This is a genomic window from Alteromonas sp. LMIT006, assembly GCF_024300645.1.
GTDB classification, from domain to species: domain Bacteria; phylum Pseudomonadota; class Gammaproteobacteria; order Enterobacterales; family Alteromonadaceae; genus Opacimonas; species Opacimonas immobilis.
In genome coordinates this window covers 1,346,928-1,365,383 of record NZ_CP101291.1, presented here as the reverse complement: position 1 = coordinate 1,365,383, position 18,456 = coordinate 1,346,928, and the positions used below count along the sequence as shown (strand labels likewise).

Below are 18,456 nucleotides of genomic sequence, written 5' to 3'. Positions count from 1 at the left end.
TGTTTAACTATGAGTTAATCACATCAATGATTTCAACATCAAAAATCACTGTCTGTCCCGCCAGGGGGTGATTAAAATCAACCGTCACCGATAAGCCTTCTACCGCTCTGATAATACCAGGAAGCTCCGAACCATCCGGCTGAGCAAAGCCCATGATCATACCTTCTTTGAGTTCCATAGACGCATCAAACTTGGAGCGGTCAACATGATAAATATTATCCGGATTAGGCATGCCAAACGCATCATTAGCCGGCAAGGTAAATGATGCCTTTTCACCTTTTTTCAAACCAAGCAAACACTTTTCAAAATTTGGGGTCAATGAACCATCGCCCATAACCATCTTAGCAGGCTTATTATTGACTCTAGTGCTATCCGCCGCCGAGCCATCTTCTAACTTCAAATCGAAGTGCAAAATCACTTCGCTGTTTTCGACAATACTAAGATTGCTCATTTGCTTCTTCCTTATTGACAAACATATCGACGATTAACAATCCTGCCCCAATAAAAATCACACTATCTGCAATATTAAAAGCTGGCCAATGATAACTACCTATATAAAAATCTAAAAAATCGATCACGTAACCGTGGACCATTCTATCGATTACATTGCCAATCGCTCCGCCTAAGATAAAACAAAACGCAACTGGCAATAATCTTTGCGACTTGGGAGATTGATATAACCACCAAATAATAACAACGCTCACAATCCAGGCGATTGCTGTAAAAAAGTAACGCTGCCACCCTCCTGCATCATGCAAAAAACTAAATGCTGCGCCATAGTTGCGCACATAAGTAAGATTAAAAAACCCCGTCACTTGGATAGATTCATACAAATCAAAGTTCGCCACAATCATCTGCTTGGTGACTTGATCAATCATCAAACCCAACAGAGCAATCCAAATAAATCGCAATCCGCTCTCACTAAAGAGTTTACGCATATTGTCTGGTCTCACCTTCGCCATCGACATTGGTTATACATCGACCGCATAGTTCTGGATGAGTGTCGTCAGTACCAACATCATCTCGATAGTGCCAGCAACGCACACATTTATTGCCACTGGCTTGTTCGACAAGGACAAACAGTCCTTTATTCGCGGTCTCTTGAGCATTCGTAGGCTTATCAGCTAATGATTTAACTTGTGCTTTGGATGTGATAGTCACAAACCGCAACTCGTCCTCTAGGCGGGATAATATTTCTACTAATTCATCCGAGACATACAAAGTCACTTGAGCTTCGAGCGAACTTCCGATGCCTTGTTCTTTTCGCGCAATCTCTAGCGCACCATTCACAGCCACTTTTACATCTAATACGGATGCCCAGAACGCATCATCAAATTGCGTCTGCTCGGAAAGCTGTGGCCATGCGGCATACCAATTTTGGGTAAAGATAAATTCATCATCTTGCGCGGTTTTGAGCTCATCCCAAATTTCTTGAGCCGTAAAACTGCACACTGGAGCCATCCAGCGCACCAAAGCTTGTGCAATATGATACAAAGCCGTTTGACACGAACGTCTAGCTAGACCATCCGCTTTTGCTGTGTATTGACGATCTTTAATGACATCTAAATAAAACGAACCCATATCGACAGAACAGAACTGTACGAGTTTTTGTGCGACAACTAGCATGTCATAGCGATCGTAAGCAGCTAAAATCTCATCCTGAACGGTTTTGGTTTTACCAACTGCCCATGCGTCAAGTGCAATCAATTCAGCATCGGCGACCATATCGGTTGCTGGGTTAAAACCATTGAGGTTGGCCAGTAAGAAGCGAGCCGTATTACGCACACGACGATAAGCATCTGCAGCGCGCTTTAAAATTTCATCAGATACGGTCATCTCACCTCGATAATCGGTCGATGCCACCCATAAACGCAAAATATCTGCACCGTACTTGTTGAAGACTTCTTGTGGTGCTACGACATTGCCTAAAGATTTTGACATCTTGCGACCTTGCGCATCCACTGTGAAACCATGCGTTAATACTTGTTTGTACGGAGCATGGCCGTGCATAGCAACCGATGACATGAGAGATGACATGAACCAACCACGATGTTGGTCAGAACCTTCCAAGTACAAATCCGCAGACGCCGGAATATCGTCGCGACAATCCACAACAAAGTGATGGGTTACCCCTGAATCAAACCACACATCTAAAGTATCAGTAACTTTTTCGTAGTGCTCAGCTTCCGCGCCAAGCAATGCAGTATCATCCATATCCCACCAAGCTTGGATGCCTTTTTGCTCAACGGCTTGGGCAACTTGCTCAATCAGTTCAGCACTTCGCGGATGGATATCTCCTGTTTGCTTGTGAATATACAGTGCAATCGGGACACCCCAAGTGCGCTGACGTGAAATACACCAATCTGGACGGCCTTCAACCATGGTGGAAATGCGTTGCTCGCCCCATTCAGGGATCCATTGTGTCTGTTTGATTTCTTCAAGTGATGCGTCGCGCAAACCATTGTCATCCATCGAGATGAACCACTGTGGCGTTGCCCGGAAAATAATAGGCGTTTTGTGGCGCCAGCAATGCGGATAGCTATGCTCATATTTCGCCTGAAATTGCAACGCACCTACAGACTCTAGATGCTCAACAATAGGCTGGTTTGCCTTAAACACATGCTGACCAGCAAAAAGAGGCGTATCTTCTAAATAGACACCGTTGCCACCAACGGGGTTGTATACTTCAATGCCATATTCTTTGCCAACATTAAAGTCATCCACACCATGTGCCGGTGCAGTGTGTACACAACCTGTGCCTGATTCGGTGGTTACATGATCACCGCAAATGACAGGCACAACCAAATCCAAATATGGATGCGCTAATTCAAGTTGTTTCAAGCCATTACCTTGAGTAGTGGCGACCACTTCATACTCTGTAATACCATAGCGCTGCATACAATCTTCAACCAAATCTTCGGCTAAGACTAATTTGGCATCTGCTATTTGGACTAAGGCATAGGTCAGCTCAGGGTGTATTGAGACGGCTCGACTCGCTGGAATGGTCCAAGGCGTGGTGGTCCAAATCACCACATAGGCATTGACCAACTCTGCGTTACTCACATTAAACGCATTGGCCGCGGTTGCCGTATCTTTCACAAGGTAACGCACATCTATCGCAGGTGATACTTTATCTTTATACTCAACTTCAGCCTCTGCCAAAGCTGAGCCACAATCGGTACACCAATGCACAGGTTTAAATCCTTTACGCAAATGCCCCGATTCAGTAATTTTGCCTAGAGCACGGATAATGTTGGCTTCGGAGGAAAAGTCCATGGTTTTGTATGGTTTATTCCACTCACCTAACACACCCAAGCGCACAAAATCGCGTTTTTGCCCTTCTATCTGTCGCTCTGCATACGCTCGACATTTTTCTCGAAAATCAGCCGCGCTGACTTTGTGGCCTGGCTTGCCGACTTTCTTTTCGACTTGCAGCTCAATTGGCAAACCATGACAATCCCAACCTGGTACGTACGGTGCGTCAAAACCGCTCAAGGTTTTGGCTTTTACGATAATGTCTTTGAGGATCTTATTGACCGCATGACCGATATGAATATCACCGTTGGCATACGGAGGACCGTCATGCAATACAAATGGTGTTTGCCCCTGACGCGCTTCTCGAATTTTTTGGTAGAGTTTTTTCTCAGTCCACTCTTTGAGCATTTTCGGCTCACGTTGAGCAAGGTTACCACGCATCGGAAAAGGCGTTTCAGGTAAATTTAGTGTTGCTTTATAATCGGTCATTGTGTGTTTTTCCAAACATTATCATTTTGTCATACTGCTCAGTTACAATGTTGAGCTGCGATGAAAATACGTGCGCGCTGCCAGCGCATCTTGTTCAATTTGAGTTTTGAGCTCTGCAAATGTAGCAAATTTTTGAATGCCGCGCAGTCTATGTAATACGTTTACTTCGATGACTTGTCCATATAGGTCACCGGAAAAATCAAAAATATGAACTTCTAACAAAGCATCTTCTCCAGAAACCGTAGGTCGTGCGCCAATATTAGCCACACCTTGATAGTACTCACCACATATATCTATTGACACAGCATAAACACCAACTACAGGCGGCTTAGCTCGCTTTAGATTGACGTTTGCCGTTGGGAACCCTATGGTGCGGCCTTTCTTTTGGCCATGGACAACACGCCCTTTGATACTGAATGTGCGGCCTAGCATCTGCTGAGCGAGCGCAAAATCATGTTCAGCCAATGCTTGACGTATTGCGGTTGAGCTAATCCGACAATCAGCGAGGCGAAAACTAGCTGTGTTGACAACAGAGAATCCGAATTGTTTACCCGCTTCAACGAGCATTGCAAAATCCCCTTCGCGCCCCTTGCCAAAACGGAAATCATCGCCTACCACCAAGAATTTAACTCCCAGTCTGTCGACGAGAATATCTTTGATGAACTGTGCTGCAGATTGACTGGCGAAGGAGTGGGTAAAATGCACACAAAACAATCTATCCATGCCCAGATCGCGCATGGCTTCATATTTATCACGCCATCTGGAGAGTCTAGCAGGTGCTTTTTCGGGGGTAAATACTTCTTCAGGTTGCGGTTCAAACACCATCACCGCCGTTGGCAAAGAGAGCTCCTCTGCCTTGTTCCGTAGATTGCCTAATACCGCTTGATGCCCAAGGTGCACCCCATCAAACTTACCAATGGTCAACACGCAGCCTTTGTGCTGCGGTCGAATATTGTGTAATCCTCGGATCAGTTGCATGTTACCCTGTTGCTTGCTGAACAAATTTGTCAAATACTGGCGCGCGATTATACCTGTTTATTCAGCACTAGGCTATGCCAAAATCCTTGAAGCATCTAGATTGACGAGGCAATTGCCGCAGTTTTTTTCGACAGACTTAGCTGATTGTTAAATAAGCGGTTACTTTACTTCACCATTCGGTGGAGAGCGCATTGCGCTGAGAGTGACACCGAACACTTTAAGAGAAACAAAATACACAACGGCTGCCAAAATGAGCCATTGAACAACAAGACTCAAGCGAAGTACGAAAGTTAATTCAGACCAGACAATATTAGCTTGTACATACATGAGTACGCCGCCCATGATAAGACTCGAAACAACCACTCGAATACACAACAATAACGTTGCTAAAGACAGGCGATACATATCCCGCTGGTGCAGGTGGTAATACAACAAACCGGCGTTCAATGTCGCAGATAGTGCGGTTGCAATTGCCAGTCCAACAAACCCATAAGGAATCGCAAAAATCACATTAAATCCCATGTTTGCAACCATCGCTATGATCCCAATTTTCACCGGAGTTTTGGTATCTTGCTGAGCAAAAAACCCTGGTGCTAAGACTTTTATTAACATAAAACTAAACAAACCAGAAGCATAAGCTATCAAACTCATACTGGCCATACTGACATCGCTTGCGGTGAACGCTCCACGTTCAAAAATTAAAGAAAGTAAAGGTTCAGCAAGGACAATCAGCCCAACTGCCGATGGTATGCCTAACACACAGACCATTCTGATAGCCCAGTTCATGTTTGCCTGAAAGCGTAATTTGTCTTGCGCGACATGGTCTTTAGACAACGCTGGTAAAATAATCGTGGCAATCGCAATGCCAAATAAACCAAGAGGAAATTCCATCAAACGATCAGAGTAATAGAGCCAGCTGATTGAACCCGTCATCAAAAAACTGGCGATTAAAGTATCAACAAGTAAGTTTATCTGACTCACCGAAACCCCAAACAAAGCAGGGATCATTAATGTTCTGACTTTTTTAACCTTTGGGTCATGCCATCCCCATTGGGGACGAACTAGCGCGCCCACTTTTAACAAAAAAGGGATTTGAAAGACGAGTTGCACAACCCCTCCAATAAACACCCCCCAAGCAAGTGCAAAAGCAGGTGTTGAAAAATCGTTGTGCAAAATAACGGCACAAATGATGATCACTATATTCAGTAACACGGGCGTAAAGGATGAAACGGCAAACTTATTAAGCGTATTTAAAATCGCACCCGATAATCCCACCAAGGTAACAAAGAACAAATACGGAAAGGTAATTTTGAGCATGGTAGATGCAAGTAAGTATTTATCTCCGGCTGGTTCATCGTTGAGATAGGCAATAAACCACCCTGTACCAAAAATTGCCGCTATCACACCTGAACCAACCACACCTAATACTGTGGTTAAAAACACAATAACGCCGAGGGTACCTGAAACCTTGGCAATAAATTGTTTAAACTCTGCTGTGTCATTATTTGCTTGGACTTCGGTCAGAACTGGAATGAACGCTTGCGCAAAAGCGCCTTCAGAAAAAAGCCGGCGTAAAAAATTGGGGATCTTGTTGGCAAAGAAAAACACATCAGCGCCCGCACCGGCTCCCATAAACTGTGCGACAACCACATCACGTACTAATCCCAAAATACGAGACAGGAACGTCATGAAACTAACAATAATGCCGGACTTTAAAAGCATTGTGTATAATTGAATTCTGTAAAAAGCTCCAAAAGATGGGCATAGACTAGCACTTATCGAATTTTTTTGCCTATATTTGTGTCTAACTGCGTTTATCTGCTTAAAAGCATTTGACTTATGAGCCAGAAAAACCGATAATCTGCGCCCTAAATTTTACATGTAGCATATTTCGGAGTTCACATTGGCTAACATTAAGTCTGCTAAAAAACGTGCAATTCAGGCCGAGAAGCGTCGTCAGCATAATGCGAGCCGTCGCTCTTTCACCCGTACTTGCATCAAAAAAGTTATTGCTGCTATCGCAGCAGGTGATAAAGCAGCTGCGCAAGCAGCACTTGACGCTGCTAAACCAGTTTTAGATCGTATGGCGACTAAAGGTTTGATTCACAAAAACAAAGCTGCTCGTCACAAGTCTCGCTTAACAGCACAGATTAAAGCTATGGCGTAAGCCTTTCACGTTATTTGTGATAGCTCAAAAAAACCAGCTTCAGCTGGTTTTTTTATGCCTGTTTCACGTAAATTTCATATTAACATCGGCATTTCTTGATAATATACTTTGGTAACTTTATACCAACGCATGCAGTGCGAACAAACAATAATAATCAAGGCCAAATATGCATCATTTTACCAAACCATTCATTTTTGTTTTTGCTATTACTCTATTAGGTTGCAGCAATACTCAAGTTCCGGCTTCGACACAGTCAGCACAGCCCGCCACCAAACAAGCCCCCAAACCCGATGCGGTGATTCAAAGACAACTTGCTCAAATTACCCAAGCGAGCCAACAATCCACTTTGTCTTTTGATATCGTTGCAGACCTGACATCAAAAGTAGGCCCAAGAATTGCGGGCTCTGCTGGTGACAAAAAAGCCATCGCTTGGGCAGAGCAATCCTTCACTGATCTTGGTTTTGACCGAGTGTACAAACAACCTGTTCGCGTCCGTAACTGGGAGCGGGGATTCGCCAATGCCAAAGTAATTAGCCCTGAGGAACATGCATTAACAATTACCGCCCTTGGCGGTTCGATTGCGACTCCTGAAGCCGGTATCCAAGCAGAAGTAGTGAAATTTGAGTCGTTAGAAGCATTGAGTAATGCTTCGAGCGACTTGGTTACCAATAAAATAGTTTACATTGACCAATCAATGCAAAGAGACCGAGCCGGACGTTTTTATGGCAAGGTCGTTCCTAATCGGGTTCGTGGAGCCGTTGAAGCTGCCAAAAAAGGGGCTTTGGCTATTATTATTCGTTCGGTTGGCACCGCCAATTCACAATTTGCACACACTGGTGTGATGCGTTATGACGACGAAGTCACCAAAATACCTGCTGGCGCACTCTCCTCTCTTGACGCCGATAAGCTAACCAAGTTAATTAATTCTTATGGTACTGTGTCAGTCAGCCTAACTATGCAAGCGAAAGACACGGGTTGGCAAACTTCATACAATGTCATAGGCGAGATAACCGGTAGAACACACCCTGACGAAGTTGTTCTGATTTCAGCACATCTTGATTCATGGGATTTGGGTACCGGTGCATTAGATGATGGGGCTGGCGTTGGGATCGTTATGGCCGCAGCCAAATTAATCAAGGATACGCTAGGTCAGCCTGAACGAACAATTCGGGTCATTCTGTACGCTGCAGAAGAAATTGGTCTGGTTGGGGCTTATGAATATGCCAAAGCAAATAAAGAAGATTTAGCCAACATCATCGTGGCTGCAGAATCCGATTTTGGTGCCGGACAAATATATCGAATCGATACTCGTTTTGCTCCTGAAGTGCGTGATAATGCGTTATTGCTTTATAATGCCTTAGCCCAAATGAATATTGAATTAGGTAACAACACCACCCGTGGTGGACCAGACGTCTCTATGCTGCCAAATTATGGCGTTCCAGTTCTCTCTCTTAGACAAGACGGTACATATTATTTTGATTTTCATCACACGGCTGACGATACATTGGATAAGATAGACGTTGACGCCATTGTGCAAAACCAAACCGCCTGGGCATTAGTAACAACGTATTTTGCCTATTCTAATTTTGATCCTAGACCGGCACCGGAACTTTAATATTGATGAACGCACTTTCAGACATGCCCAAACCCATACGCTGGATTGCGCTCTTTTTACTCATCTGGCTAATGCTCGTTGCCGTCGGTACAATTGGTGATGGTTTCCAACTTGCGTCTGAAAAGCATGCCAAACAACTATTTGAGTTTGCTAGTAACCCAATTATGGGTTTGATCATTGGCATGGTAGCCACTGCATTGATTCAGTCATCGAGCACAGTAACATCAGTGATTGTTGCTATGGTCGCAGGTGGTTTACCAATTACCATAGCGATCCCCATGATGATGGGGGCGAATATCGGAACGAGTATAACCAATACTATAGTCAGCTTAGGTCATATTAAGAACAAAGAAGAGTTTCAGCGCGCTTTTAATGCTGCAACAATTCATGATTTTTTTAATATTTTTGCAGTTTTGATTTTTTTACCACTCGAAATCGTTTTTGGATTGTTAGAACACATCAGCGGTTTTTTAGTTGGCTTGTTCCGTGTTGGGGCGACGTCTTCCGTTGAAGGTTTCAATCCACTTAAAGCCATTACCTCGCCTGCAATCGATGCAATAAGCGCCGTTTCAGCTGTTCTGCCGAACGTTTACGCAGGGATTTTGATGATCCTCATTGGTTTGGGCATGATCATATTTGCCATCACTGGAATGGGCAAAATTATGAAATCGCTCATGGTTGGACGAGCAAAAACTATTTTACAAAATAGTTTAGGACGGGGAGCAATGAGCGGCATAACCTCAGGGACAATTGTGACAGTACTGGTACAGTCTAGTTCAACCACCACGTCTTTGATGGTGCCATTAGTTGGCAATGGCATAGTCACTGCTCGTGCGATTTACCCATTTACATTGGGCTCTAATATTGGCACAACCATCACTGCGCTCATTGCAGCACTATCCATCACTGGCGAAAATGCCTCTTTGGCGTTACAAATTGCTTTGGTTCATCTAACTTACAATACTCTGGCTGTTTTGGTTATTTATGGTTTAACCTTCTTACGAGAACTACCTCCTGAATTATCCTACCGACTGTCGTTAAAGGTGGCAGAACAAAAAACCTATGGCTTGGCGTACATCGGCGGTGTCTTCTTTGTCGTACCTCTACTCGCAATCTTTGTCTTCACATAAGGCAAAAAGTAAACTTAGAATTAAAGCTATACGTATTAGTGACGAAGCTATTCAAGGAAAAAAGTATTTATGATTCGACTATTATTCATGATCCCGTTAGTGTTGTGCTTAGCTTGGATGCTGTATTTAAAGGCCAATAATTACAGTCTGAAACAAGGCAAGCAAGGATTCATTTATATCTTGATATTTTCTGTAATCATTGCCTTAGTTTATACCGTACTCATGTACCTCACTGCTTAATCACCTCGTGATTTACCCCGCGACAATACTTCTTATCACGGCACTTTCAATTTAAATTTAGAAAAAAAAACCGCCAATAACTGCTGTTATTGGCGGTGTTCAACTTATCTTCTTAGGTTAATTCAGAATCTGCACTTCGGCGTTTTCTTGAAGTGAAGCAACGAACGCGTTAAATCCTGTTTGTGCGCGTTGCTGAGCTATGCGTTGTACTAATGTAGCAACAGCTTGTTCATCTGTAGCATCAACGTCATTTACGCTACCAAGAACGATAACCGCTGCATCCCCATTTGCTAAACTAATCGCCGTGGCCACATTGTCACTCGAGAGAGTAAACAACGAATCAACGGCACTTGGGTCAATCTCAGTAGAGTTACGGCTCAATTGTGTGAAAGAAGCAAGCTCTAGTGCTTGTTCACTAAGCGCGGTTTGCATATCTTCACTTAATACTACCGATTGTGCAAAGCGTAGCGCAGCTTCTCGTTGTAATTGCGATTGTAGTTGAGCAACTACTTGGGATCTTACCTCCTCAAGTGAACGCGTACGCTCTGGTTCGTAACCAACACTACGCATAACCAATACGTGTTCGTCACTGATCTCAATCAAGTCAGAATTAAGCCCTTCTGCAATGAATTCTTGAGAAAAGGCATTTTCTAGTACTCTAGGGTGCGTTACAGGGGCATTTGCTTGAATAAATAAATCTGTAGTGGTCACTGAACCGTTAATCGCTGCTGCAACGTCCTCTAGTGTATCAGGCACCTCAAAGGCGATCTCCGCCATACGGGTTTGTAACTCAAAAAATTCTTCAGTTGCTTTAGCTTGTTTTACTTGCTCAATGACAACGTCACGAACTTCATCTAACGGAGTAATTTCTTCAGGTATAATTTGTGTCACTTTAATAATGTGTAAACCAGATTCAGTTTCAATCAACTCCGACACATCCCCAGCTGCAGCTAATGCAAAAGCCGCTTCATCAAATGTCGGGTCAATGTCACCAAGTTCAATCACATCCAAATCACCGCCATTTTCGCCACTGAAAGTATCGATAGAAAACTCTTGAGCGAGTGTACCAAAATCCTCTCCAGCATTAATTCTTTCAAGAACGTCTTCTGCTGTTTGACGATCTTCTAAATCAAACAAGATATGCGATACGCGACGCTTCTCAACCGTGCGATATTGGTCGAAATTAAACTGGTAATATTCAGTTATTTCATCTTCTGATATCTCTATAGAAGGAAGTAAATCAGATACTTTTAATTCCACATAAGCAATTGCAGCTTGCTCTTCTGTATCATAGTTATCAATATTTGTTTGATAATACTGAGTAATTTGTTCTTCAGTTACTTCTACAGAATTTGCAAAATTAGATTGTGGGACAACCACATATTGAGCATTACGCGTTTGTTGTTCTAAACGATATTGTTGCTCAGCTTCATTATCTACAGCAAACTCAGTACCAATTACCGCTCGAGATAATTGCTCTTTAGTCATTTGATTGCGCATGTATTCCCGAAAGTCGTCAATTTGGAATCCGGCTTGGCGAATGACAGCAAGATAGCGATCATTGTTAAAACTTCCCCCAACTTGAAATTCAGGCATGTTAACTATTGCTTCTTTGATTTGAGCATTAGATACACGCAATCCTAACTCAGATGCCTTTTGTTCAACTAACTTATCTTTGACTAGCCTATCAAGGATTTCACTGCGAAAATTCGCAAGGTATTCTGTATTAGAGAACAGGGCACTGATTCCTTCACCGAATTGTTGTTCAAGGCGAGCTCTTTCGTTTTGATAAGCATTTTCTAGACTTCTTGCTGAAATATCTTCCCCATTTACTTTAGCGACAGCAGTCTCCGCTGGTGCTGTAAGGTAACTTCCGACACCGGCAAATACGAAACTCAATACAATAAGCGCAACCACTATCATTGCCCAAGGGCCTTGTGCCCCTTCTCTTATTCTCTCTAACATAACCTGTGTTTACTCCAGTAAAAAGTCTATCCGTTATTTGAGTATTGCTAAAAATAAAAAAGCGATGGAATACACCATCGCTCTTTTTACTAAATAAATACTTAGTTACAAGCGTCTTTTAGTTTCTTACCAGCTTTGAATGCAGGTACTTTTGCTGCAGCGATTTGAATCTCTGCACCAGTTTGTGGGTTACGGCCAGTGCGAGCTGCACGCTCACGAACTGTGAAGGTACCGAAACCAACTAAAGCTACGTCGTCACCGCCCGCAAGAGCTGAAGTAACCGCGCCAGTAAAAGCGTTAAGTGCACGCTCTGCTTGAGCCTTGTTTAATTCTGCTTCAGCAGCGATTTGATCGATTAGTTGAGACTTGTTCACGTAAGATCCCCTAAAATTATTGTTTTGATTTAATGCTTTAAGCACAAGTAATAATATTAATAAAAACTGCACAAAGCAACATTTATTAACAATTCTTTAACACCGCCCTGATTTCTTATAACTCTTTATTTATAAGACCCTGCGAGCATTTACAAAGCCTAAGTTACCACATTTTAAGATGGATGAAAGCAGAAAATGAAAATTTTTTAACATTTTGGGATTTTTTTTGCTAATTATAAAAAAAAACGCGGAAAACCGCATTTTTATTACAGTTAATCACAATTTTTATGACATTCAAGCAGTGGATTTGATTGAAAATTGTTCAACCGGTTCTTGCAAAGCAATGTTCAATACATCATCAATCCATTGAACAGGGTGGATTTCCAAGTTTTGTTTGACGTTGTCTGGTATTTCAGGCAAATCTCGTTCGTTACCTTTTGGAATAATCACCGTTTTAATTCCGCCCCGATGTGCTGCGAGTAATTTTTCTTTTAGACCACCGATCATCAACACTTCCCCACGCAAAGTTATTTCACCGGTCATTGCTACATCGGCCCGGACTGGATTCCCCGTTAAAGAAGACACCAGTGCAGTACACATTGCGATCCCAGCACTAGGGCCATCTTTGGGCGTTGCCCCTTCTGGTACATGCACATGAACATCGCGTTTTTCATGAAAATTATTATTAATACGCAGTTTCTCAGCGCGAGCTCTTACCACAGTCATGGCCGTAGTAATTGACTCTTGCATAACTTCCCCAAGAGAGCCAGTCCTTGTAATAGCACCTTTACCTGGTACAGATGTGCACTCAATGGTAAGCAAATCTCCACCCACTTCAGTCCACGCTAAGCCATTCACTTGCCCGATTTGATTATTACCATCCGTTTTACCGTAATCATATCGCTTGACTCCGAGAAACTCTTCAATATTGTCTTGTGTAACATGAATCGGGGCGGATTTTTCGTTCAAAAGAATCATGCGTACGGCTTTGCGGCATATCTTTGAAATTTCCCGTTCAAGCCCGCGTACACCTGCTTCTCTGGTGTAATAGCGAATAATAGATACAATGGCACTTTCTTCAATAGCAACTTCGTTTGCTTTAAGTCCATTGCGCTCTATTTGCTTGGTGAGCAAATGTTGTAACGCAATATTTACTTTTTCGTCTTCCGTATAGCCAGATAAACGAATCACTTCCATTCTATCTAACAATGGACCTGGAATATTCATCGAGTTAGATGTCGCAACGAACATCACATCAGATAAATCGTAATCCACCTCTAAGTAATGATCACTAAAGCTTGAATTTTGCTCTGGATCAAGTACCTCAAGTAAAGCCGATGCAGGATCACCGCGCATATCGGACGACATTTTGTCAATTTCATCTAATAGGAATAACGGGTTTTTTACTCCAACTTTTGACATTTTCTGAATGAGTTTACCGGGCAAAGAGCCAATATAGGTTCGTCGATGCCCTCGGATCTCAGCTTCATCACGCACTCCACCCAATGCCATGCGAACATACTTACGACCAGTCGATTTAGCGATGGATTGGCCTAAAGAGGTTTTACCCACCCCAGGAGGTCCTACTAAACACAAAATTGGGCCTTTTAGCTTGCGCACGCGTTGTTGCACAGCTAAATATTCCAAAATGCGCTCTTTCACTTTATCTAAACCATAATGGTCGGCATTTAGAACCGCTTCTGCTTTCGCTAGGTCTTTTTTGACCGCGCTGCGCTTATGCCATGGTACATTGGTTAGCCATTCGATATAACTGCGTACCACTGTGGCTTCAGCAGACATCGGTGACATCATCTTTAACTTTTGCAGTTCAGTATTCGCCTTATCGAGGGCTTCTTGAGGCATCTTGGCTTCATCGATCTTTTTGCGCAATGTCTCAAATTCATCAGGCGCCTCATCGAGCTCTCCAAGCTCTTTTTGGATTGCCTTCATTTGTTCATTAAGATAATACTCACGCTGCGATTTTTCCATTTGCTTTTTAACGCGAGTGCGTATTTTCTTTTCGACTTGCAGCAAATCAATCTCGCCTTCCATTAAGGCCATAAGGTACTCTAAGCGCTCTTCAACGCTATTCATTTCGAGTACTTTCTGCTTTTCGCTCAATTTGAGAGGCATGTGTGCAGCCATAGTATCGGCTAGGCGCGCAACGTCATCGATGCCATTCAGAGATGTTAATACCTCTGGTGGGATCTTTTTATTTAATTTGATATAACCTTCAAATTGAGAAATCGCCGAGCGCGATAATATTTCTTGTTCGGTATCCGGAATCGTAACATCGATAATTGTCTCAATGTCACCTCGGAAAAAAGGTTCTTCTTGGGTGTAACACAGAACCTTGCCCCGGATAGCACCTTCAACCAAAACTTTTACTGTGCCGTCTGGTAGTTTCAATAACTGTAAAATAGAGGCGACTGTGCCAGTTTCGTAGATATCGCTTACTGCAGGCTCGTCTATACTAGCTTCTTTTTGTGCAACTAAAAAAATCTGTTTGTTGTTCTCCATGGCTGATTCTAAGCACTGGATTGATTTTTCTCTACCGACAAACAAGGGTATTACCATATGGGGATATACAACCACATCTCGCAAAGCCAACACAGGCATGTTTGTCGAGGTTTGTTCTAACGACATGTTAATTCCTAATATTAGACAATGAGTTATATATGGGGATATTTAAGCAAAGTTCAATTTATTTTGCATAAACAATATTTTATTAGAATTTGAATATAAACTAAAAAGGGGCATATCGCCCCTTTTCACTTTACCAACTGTACTAATCTGTTTCAGCACCAGCGGCTTGCTCTTTGGCGTTATAGAGCAGAATAGGCTTTGATTCGCCTTTAATGACTGTCTCATCTACGACGACCTTACTGACATTTTCCAGTTGCGGTAAGTCATACATGGTATCAAGCAAAACACCTTCGACAATTGAACGCAAACCTCGAGCACCCGTTTTACGTTCCATTGCCTTGCGAGCTATCGCCACTAACGCATCTTCGCGGAACTCAAGCTCAGCTTCTTCCAATGCAAATAAGGCGCCGTATTGCTTAGTAATGGCATTTTTAGGTTCAGTCAGAATCTGTATTAAGGCTTCTTCGTTTAATTCCTCTAAACTGGTGACAACAGGAAGACGTCCAATGAATTCGGGGATTAGACCATAGCGAACCAAATCTTCTGGTTCAACTTGCTTAAACAGTTCTGATACTGCCTTAGTATTATCAGCTGATTTGACTTCAGCACCAAAACCGATTCCAGTACCCTTCGCGGAGCGTTGCTCGATAACCTTGTCTAATCCTGCAAACGCACCGCCACAAATAAACAGTATCTTGGAAGTATCTACTTGTAGAAACTCTTGCTGGGGATGTTTGCGACCACCTTGAGGTGGAACCGATGCAATGGTGCCTTCGACGAGTTTTAACAACGCTTGTTGCACCCCCTCGCCTGAGACATCACGAGTAATAGATGGGTTGTCAGACTTACGGGAAATCTTATCTATTTCATCGATGTAAACAATACCTCGTTGTGCTTTTTCAACGTCGTAATCGCACTTTTGCAGTAATTTTTGAATAATATTCTCAACATCTTCACCAACATAGCCAGCTTCCGTTAAGGTGGTCGCATCAGCCATAGTAAATGGTACGTCTAAAAGTCGAGCTAACGTTTCTGCAAGTAATGTCTTACCGCTTCCCGTTGGGCCAATAAGTAATATGTTACTTTTGCCTAATTCTACGCCGTCATGGACATCTCCGTTTTTGAGGCGTTTATAGTGATTATAAACTGCAACCGCCAGAACCTTTTTTGCATGCTCTTGACCTATTACGTAATCGTCTAGATGCGCATGGATTTCATGTGGTTTTGGTAAGCTGTCTTTTTTGGACTTGGGAGAAATATCTTTAATTTCTTCTCGAATGATGTCGTTACACAACTCAACACATTCGTCACAAATAAACACAGAGGGACCTGCTATTAGTTTACGAACCTCATGCTGGCTTTTGCCGCAAAAGGAACAATAAAGTAATTTGTTGTCACCATCGCCGGTTTGTTTTGTACTCATTAACACTTGCCTCGTAAACTGGGTAGAGTGTGCGAATGCTAAAAAGCATTCGCTATAGCGATTTTATAATAAGTATAGACTAAGAATTAGCAGTTGCTATGTCAATTAGTTTCTACTAGTCATGATTTGGTCAATCAGACCATATTCTAATGCTTCCTGCGCGGTCATAAAATTATCTCGATCAGTATCTTGTGCAACCTTTTCAACAGGTTGTCCCGTGTGATGAGAATAAATACGATTTAGTCTGTCTTTTGTCTGCAAAATATTTTTTGCATGAATTTCAAAGTCTGACGCCTGCCCTTGGAAACCACCCAATGGTTGGTGAATCATCACTTGAGAGTTAGGTAAACAGTAACGTTTTCCAGCTGCACCACCAGCAAGCAAAAACGACCCCATACTCGCTGCCATGCCCATACACACGGTGGATACATCTGGCTTGATGAACTGCATAGTATCATAAATCGCCATGCCAGCAGTCACCGACCCACCTGGAGAGTTGATATACAAGAATATATCTTTTTCGGGGTTTTCTGCTTCTAAAAATAGCATTTGTGCCACAATCAGATTTGCCATGTGCTCTTCAACTTGACCTACCAAGAAGATGACATTTTCCTTGAGTAATCGAGAATAAATATCGAATGAACGCTCACCTTTTGAGGTTTGCTCAATGACCATAGGGACCAATGCGTTTTGTACTTCATCAAAGTGGTTCAATGTAATTTCCTTATGCAAATATATGGCAAAAAAAAGCCCAGATAATACTGGGCATTTAATCAGGGTAAGACCATAAAAGTCAAACGTTTGGCAAAATTTTATGCCTGTTTGTTCATGATCTCGTCAAACTTGGTTTTAACTTCTTTCACTTTAGCTTGTTCAAGTACCCACTCAATCGCTTGCTCTTCTAATGCAACGTTTTGCATCTGCTGCATAAGCTCTTGATTGTTTTGATAGTAATCAATTACTTCTTGTGGATCTTCATAGGCTGAAGCAGTCGTTTCGATTAATGCATTGACCTTATCTTCATCGGCTTTCAAATCGTTGGCTTTAATGACTTCACCTAAAATAAGACCAATTTTGACTCGGCGAGTTGCATTGTCAGTAAACAGTTCAGCTGGTAACTCAGGTAAGTTATCCGTCTGACCGCCCGCTTGTTGTGCAAAACGTTGTTTTGCTTGCTCGCGCAGCGCTTCGATTTCTTGGTCAATCAATGCTTGTGGGATTGCAACATCGTTGGCTTCAAGTAAACCGTCGATGACGCTCTCTTTGATCTTCGATTTCACAACTTGATCAAGTTCGCGCTGCATGTTTTTCTTCACTTCAGCTTCAAGCGCTTCAACACCACCTTCTTCAACACCGAACAGCTTCGCAAATTCTTCATCTACTTTAGGGAGGTCTAAACTTTCCACTTTTTTCACTGTGATGGCAAAAGATGCGGCTTTACCTTTTAAGTTTTCTGCGTGGTAATCTTCTGGGAAGGTAACTTCTGCAACGCACTCTTCACCTGGCTTAAGACCGACAATTGGATCTTCAAAACCTGGGATCATGCGATTCTTACCCATTTCTAGTGGGAAGTCTTCAGCTTTACCACCTTCGAACTCTTCGCCGTCAATGGTACCGACAAAATCAATGGTTACACGATCGTCTTTCTTAGCTTTGCGCTTGCCTTCTTTCCAGTTCGCATGTTGCTTTTGCAACGTTTTGATCATGTCTGCTAGGTCTTTGTCTTTGATCTCAACAACTGGCTTTTCTACTTTAACCTTGTCAAGACCTTGCAATTCAACTTCTGGATATACTTCAAACGTTGCAACGAATTCTAAATCTTCACCATCTACGTCTTTGGTCAAGTCAAAAGTAGGCATTCCAGCAGGGGTAATTTTTTCTTGGATGATAGCTTGATAAAAATGACGTTGCATCACATCGCCAGCCACTTCTTGTCGAACTGCCGCGCCAAAGCGCTTTTTGATTACGCTTACTGGTACCTTACCAGGACGGAAACCGTTGATACGCTGTGTTTTTGCTAACTGCTGAAGACGTGATTTAACTGCCTCATCAACGTTGCCGGCTGGTACTGTGACTGTTACTTTACGCTCTAAGCCTTGAGTCGTCTCGACTGAAACTTGCATTATTCTACCTCAACTGTGCGCCAAATATGCGCTAGAAATTTAAACAGTGGT

Annotated in this window: 15 protein-coding genes; 4 read left to right on the top strand and 11 right to left on the bottom strand. The window is 42.7% G+C overall.

Annotated elements, in window-relative coordinates:
- Positions 1-7: 7 nt before the first annotated feature.
- The 5 genes from fkpB to murJ form a co-directional block, all read right to left on the bottom strand.
- A complete protein-coding gene (gene fkpB / locus NLG07_RS06385; RefSeq protein WP_254854640.1) occupies positions 8-451 on the bottom strand; it encodes an FKBP-type peptidyl-prolyl cis-trans isomerase in 444 nt (147 codons plus the stop codon).
- Complete coding sequence (gene lspA, locus NLG07_RS06380; RefSeq protein WP_254854638.1) at positions 438-938, bottom strand: signal peptidase II; 501 nt, start codon at positions 936-938, stop codon at positions 438-440. Before lspA ends, fkpB begins: the two co-directional genes overlap by 14 nt.
- Positions 931-3,744: an isoleucine--tRNA ligase gene (gene ileS / locus NLG07_RS06375; RefSeq protein WP_254854636.1), complete on the bottom strand. Its 2,814-nt coding sequence runs from the start codon at positions 3,742-3,744 to the stop codon at positions 931-933. The genes lspA and ileS overlap by 8 nt, the downstream gene beginning before the upstream one ends.
- 42 nt (positions 3,745-3,786) lie before the next feature.
- Complete coding sequence (ribF, locus tag NLG07_RS06370) at positions 3,787-4,722, bottom strand: bifunctional riboflavin kinase/FAD synthetase (protein ID WP_254854635.1); 936 nt, start codon at positions 4,720-4,722, stop codon at positions 3,787-3,789.
- Positions 4,723-4,881: 159 nt separating this feature from the next.
- Positions 4,882-6,444 (bottom strand): murein biosynthesis integral membrane protein MurJ, encoded by a 1,563-nt coding sequence (gene murJ / locus NLG07_RS06365; RefSeq protein ID WP_303049189.1) that lies wholly within the window; start codon positions 6,442-6,444, stop codon positions 4,882-4,884.
- A 181-nt stretch (positions 6,445-6,625) separates the two neighbouring features.
- Here murJ and rpsT point away from each other — a divergent pair, with 181 nt between their 5' ends.
- From rpsT to NLG07_RS06345, 4 genes are all read left to right on the top strand, one after another.
- Entirely contained in the window at positions 6,626-6,889 is a 264-nt protein-coding gene (rpsT, locus tag NLG07_RS06360; RefSeq protein ID WP_254854631.1) for a 30S ribosomal protein S20, read from the top strand.
- Between the two features lie 166 nt (positions 6,890-7,055).
- On the top strand, positions 7,056-8,504 hold the full coding sequence (locus NLG07_RS06355; protein ID WP_254854630.1) for a M20/M25/M40 family metallo-hydrolase: 1,449 nt from the start codon (positions 7,056-7,058) through the stop codon (positions 8,502-8,504).
- A gap of 5 nt (positions 8,505-8,509) precedes the next feature.
- Positions 8,510-9,634, top strand: coding sequence for a Na/Pi symporter (locus NLG07_RS06350; protein ID WP_254854628.1), 1,125 nt, complete (start codon positions 8,510-8,512; stop codon positions 9,632-9,634).
- A gap of 69 nt (positions 9,635-9,703) precedes the next feature.
- On the top strand, positions 9,704-9,874 hold the full coding sequence (locus NLG07_RS06345) for a hypothetical protein (protein WP_254854627.1): 171 nt from the start codon (positions 9,704-9,706) through the stop codon (positions 9,872-9,874).
- Positions 9,875-9,991: 117 nt separating this feature from the next.
- Here NLG07_RS06345 and NLG07_RS06340 read toward each other — a convergent pair whose 3' ends face one another.
- The 6 genes from NLG07_RS06340 to tig form a co-directional block, all read right to left on the bottom strand.
- Positions 9,992-11,839, bottom strand: a complete 1,848-nt coding sequence (locus NLG07_RS06340; protein WP_254854626.1) for a SurA N-terminal domain-containing protein — start codon at positions 11,837-11,839, stop codon at positions 9,992-9,994.
- 101 nt (positions 11,840-11,940) lie between these two features.
- Complete coding sequence (locus NLG07_RS06335) at positions 11,941-12,213, bottom strand: HU family DNA-binding protein (protein WP_254854624.1); 273 nt, start codon at positions 12,211-12,213, stop codon at positions 11,941-11,943.
- 294 nt (positions 12,214-12,507) lie between these two features.
- Positions 12,508-14,859, bottom strand: a complete 2,352-nt coding sequence (lon, locus tag NLG07_RS06330) for an endopeptidase La (protein WP_254854623.1) — start codon at positions 14,857-14,859, stop codon at positions 12,508-12,510.
- Positions 14,860-15,001: 142 nt separating this feature from the next.
- Positions 15,002-16,282, bottom strand: coding sequence for an ATP-dependent protease ATP-binding subunit ClpX (gene clpX / locus NLG07_RS06325; RefSeq protein ID WP_254854622.1), 1,281 nt, complete (start codon positions 16,280-16,282; stop codon positions 15,002-15,004).
- 105 nt (positions 16,283-16,387) lie between these two features.
- Positions 16,388-17,002: an ATP-dependent Clp endopeptidase proteolytic subunit ClpP gene (gene clpP / locus NLG07_RS06320; protein ID WP_303049225.1), complete on the bottom strand. Its 615-nt coding sequence runs from the start codon at positions 17,000-17,002 to the stop codon at positions 16,388-16,390.
- A 92-nt stretch (positions 17,003-17,094) separates the two neighbouring features.
- Positions 17,095-18,405 carry a trigger factor gene (tig, locus tag NLG07_RS06315; RefSeq protein ID WP_254854620.1) on the bottom strand — a complete coding sequence of 437 codons (1,311 nt, stop codon included), beginning with the start codon at positions 18,403-18,405 and terminating at the stop codon, positions 17,095-17,097.
- Between the last annotated feature and the right edge of the window lie 51 nt (positions 18,406-18,456).